This is a genomic window from Desulfuromonadales bacterium (assembly GCA_035620395.1).
GTDB lineage: Bacteria > Desulfobacterota > Desulfuromonadia > Desulfuromonadales > DASPGW01 > DASPGW01.
The window spans coordinates 1-3,766 of record DASPGW010000131.1 but is presented as its reverse complement, the minus strand read 5'-3'; the positions used below and the strand labels follow the sequence as shown (position 1 = coordinate 3,766).

Here is a 3,766-nt window from a genome sequence, read left to right as displayed (position 1 = left end):
CAAATTCCGGCAAGAGTCAAACAATCTAATGATTTTCGCCGTTCACCCCTTCCTGTCCGATAAATCGCCTGGCAGAGAATCGAGGTATCAGGCATCGCTGGGTGAGGTTTCATGCCCAGTGTTTCCTCAGAACGATGAACGTCAGGTAGTGCGTTACCAGGAGCGCAGGGACCCGGAAGGCCGGGGGGCCTTCATCGAATTGGCAATAAGTTCCGCGAAAGCCTTTATTTCGCCCTGTGAGCTCGCCGATTCGAGGGCTTTCATATAATCAGCTCGCTGTTCGATCCGAATAACCGTCCACGGATATCCGCCAGACGCCAGCATGGCATTCATCAGGAACCGACCCAATCTGCCGTTTCCATCAAAATACGGATGGATGTAAACAAACATAAAATGGCCCAGAACAGCGCGTACGGCTGCGCTGGGTTCAGCCTCCAGCAGGGCGCACAGTTCCGGCATCATGTCACGGACCGCCTCCTGAGAAGGCGGAACATGGGAGGCGTTCCGGATAAATACCTTGTCTGCTCGATAGCCAGCCAGATCCGCCGGCTTGAGGAAACCGGCCTCGACGGTGGGCGAGAAAAGCTTGCGATACCATGAGCCGTGATCCGCGCAGAATGCCGCTCCCGGGTTTGCCCCCGTTAGGATGCTTCTGATCGTTGACTTGACCTCATTGTGCGCAAGCCAGTAGCCATGTGCGGTCATGGCGTTTTTAGCTTCCGCGTCAGAAGCATTCTCATCAGGACTCCAGTTTCCAGTGGCAACCCTCTGAATAAGCTCGGCAGTGACGCGGTATCCCTCAATCGAGAGAGAGTGATAGGCATCGGTCTGGTAATTTTCCTCAACAGCCTCCATATATTCATCGATATCTACGGGGATGCCGGGCTCCGGTGGGAAGCAGGCGATTACATCTTCCCGCATGGATTGCCACATCAACCGCATACGGAGAACGTATGGTGATTGCGGCCTGCTGAACTGCAGAGACCGGGGTGTAACGCGAAAAGGATTTGTTTCGTTCACCACAAATCCTGCCGCCCTCATGGTCGCCAGAACATCGTCCGCCAAATTCTTGCGACCAGAGGCCCGCAATGCACCGGCAAGACGTCCGGCGACCGTGCTGTGGCCGCCTTCGAGCAGTTCACGGTTGAGTTCTGATGAATCGCGGAGTTGATGCAGTGCAATTTGCGCATCCTGGGCAAAATTCACGAAAAAGGCCTCCGGCACGCGGATGAGCGCTAAAGGCAGGTCAAGAGCTCTGATTCCATCGACTACTCGTATTTTGGCAGCGGGCGCAAAATCCTTGGCCATGTAATCAAGGATTGAACAACCGTCCGGTAGTTTCAAAAGGCCATTTTTCCCAAGTGGCGAATGGACCACAATCTGTCGTGGCGTGACAGTTGTGCCTGCGTGCAAAAGCAACGAGTATTCTGCCGAGACATGCCATTTATCCCCGAATCTCTCATCACAGTAGCCGCGGATAAAATCTCGCATTGCAGCATACCAGGGAGTGCTGTCACCTGTGCTCTCCCCCGGACGGGAAGGCATATACCACCCCTTGACGATCAGTCGCAGGAACCCATTGCTGACAAGACTTTCCCGCTGAACCCGAGTCAGGTCGCTCGATTTAATCGCGGTTTTTCCGCCATCCTGCAATTTTTTAAGGACGTTGAGTGCATCGGCAAGTTTGCGCTGCGCAGGAGTCGCTACCACATTCATACCTCAATAACTGCTAGATTATTTTGTCTTATCATAAGTAGATTATTGAGTGTTGTAAATACTAGATTATCTTGTCTTGCCATGGATAGATTATTATGTTTTGGGCACCCGGGAAGCAGGCAATCAGACGAGCAGGTCCAACAATCCGAAGATGTTGAAGATCCAAACCATGGGTCGGCCGATCTGCCAGCCCCCCGCCATGACCGGGATGAAAGCGAAGGCCAGGCGAGCGGCCGGCAGGTCACCGAGGGCGACGGGATAGGCAAAACCGGTAAACCCTTGTCTTGTCTCAAATGGAGGAATTGGCATCAGAACACCGGGCTGGATTTCATCAAAAACATGCAGCCTACCTCGCCTCCAGCTCCACCTCGACCCGCCTTTCCTCCCCGTCCCGTCGATAGACCGCCTCCACCTTTTGCCCGGGTGCAAGCCGTTCGAGTATCCCGGAGAAGCCGCGCAGATCGACGACCACATCGCCTCCCAGGCGGACGAGGACGTCCCCCTCGCGCAGGCCGGCCTTCGCCGCCGGGGAACCGGGAGCGGTGCCGGCAAGGCGCACCCCCTCCCCCTTGAAGGCGAAGTCGGGGACGATGCCGAAGCTGACTTTGCGGGCACCGGGAGCGCGCGGAGCGGCAGAAGCGCTTCCCCCTGCCAGGGCCGAGGTCAGGGGCTCCGGGCGGCCGGCGAGGTACTCGACCGCCTCCTTCGCCACGGCGGCGACCCGGGCCAGTCCGGCCGGGTCGAGCTTTTCCGCCGTATCGGTCGGCCGGTGGTAGTCGAGGTGGGGGCCGGAAAAGAGCTGCACCGCCGGCACTCCCGCCTCGTGGAAGCTCGCCTGGTCGCTGGCGGCGATCTCCATGACGGCCATCTCGATCTCCACCCCGGTCAGAAACCCCGCCCCGCGGAAGATGTGCGGCCATTCCATGGCGGAGGCGCCGCCGAGAACGAAGAGCTTCCCCTTGCCCAGCCGCCCGACGGTGTCGAGGTTGAGCATGCCGATGGCCTTGGCGGCCGGAAACCTTTTCATCGCCGTCACGTAATGCCGGCTGCCCAGGCGGCCCGCCTCCTCGCCGGCGAAGGCGGCAAAAACGATGCTGCGTTCGGGCGGCGGGCCCGGCGCCAGGACCCTTGCCAGCTCCAGCAGCACCGCCACGCCGCTGGCGTTGTCGTCGGCGCCGAAGTGGACCTGCCCCAGATCCTCCCGCCGCCCCCCCGGCCAGCCGCGGCCGAGATGGTCGTAGTGCGCCCCGACGACCACGCTCTGTCCCGCCAGCTTCGGTTCGCTGCCGGGGAGGACGCCGACGACGTTGCGCAGGCGCACGGAGCGCTCCGGATCGCCGCCCTTCGCCTCCCACTGCTGGAAGTAGCTTCCCGGCACGTCGCCGGCCGGTTCCAGTCCGCTCTGGCGGAACTGCTCGGCAATGTGCTCCGCGGCCCGTTCCGCTCCCGGCTCGCCAAAGCCCCGCCCGGCCAGCTCGGCAGAGGCAAGATAGCGCGCGTCGGAGAGCATCCGCGCCTCGGAAAAGACCGGCGGCAACTCGGCCAGGGGCAGCCGCCGCGCCAGCTTCCCCAGCTCCGCCCTCGCCGGCTTGCCGTCCGGGCCGGGGAGGAAGACGGTCAGCGGCGAGGCGAGGACGGGCCAGCGCCCCTTGGCGACATTGGCCGGCTCCTCCCCCGCGAAGCCGAGGTAGCTGTACTTGTGGTAGTGCGGGAGCTTGCGGGCCAGCCCCGGCAGGGCGCCGGCGGGATCGGCGGCGATCCAGGCGAGGGCCTGCTCGGGGTTCTGCGGGTGGCGGGCGGTGAGGACCACCGTGTGCCCGGCCCGCGGCAGCTCGGTCCGGCCGAGACGGATCCCGCCAGCATCCAGAGCGACCTCCTGGCCGCTCAGCGCCGCCAGCGCCTCTGCCCGGAAGCGGTTCTCCCAGCCGAGCAGCGCCACTGCCCGGTCGGCGGGGAGGCGCTCGACCTCGGTGTCGAACCGGACCTCGGACGCCCCGGCCCCGGACCGGGTCAGTGCCCCGGCCAGCTCCCGGTAGCCGGCCGCCAGCTC

Annotated in this window: 3 protein-coding genes; all 3 read right to left on the bottom strand. The window is 62.4% G+C overall.

The window, feature by feature from the left end:
* Window positions 1-153: 153 nt before the first annotated feature.
* Window positions 154-1,716 carry a Fic family protein gene (locus VD811_07265; protein HXV20769.1) on the bottom strand — a complete coding sequence of 521 codons (1,563 nt, stop codon included), beginning with the start codon at window positions 1,714-1,716 and terminating at the stop codon, window positions 154-156.
* A 123-nt stretch (window positions 1,717-1,839) separates the two neighbouring features.
* Complete coding sequence (locus VD811_07260; GenBank protein HXV20768.1) at window positions 1,840-2,025, bottom strand: hypothetical protein; 186 nt, start codon at window positions 2,023-2,025, stop codon at window positions 1,840-1,842.
* 37 nt (window positions 2,026-2,062) lie between these two features.
* The coding region (locus tag VD811_07255) for a M20/M25/M40 family metallo-hydrolase (protein ID HXV20767.1) at window positions 2,063-3,766 on the bottom strand (1,704 nt) is incomplete at its 5' end.

Bases quoted from the DNA above. Each gene is read 5' to 3' on its own strand.
- VD811_07265 (HXV20769.1), bottom strand. From the start codon at position 1,716: ATGAATGTGGTAGCGACTCCTGCGCAGCGCAAACTTGCCGATGCACTC.
- VD811_07260 (HXV20768.1), bottom strand. From the start codon at position 2,025: ATGCCAATTCCTCCATTTGAGACAAGACAAGGGTTTACCGGTTTTGCC.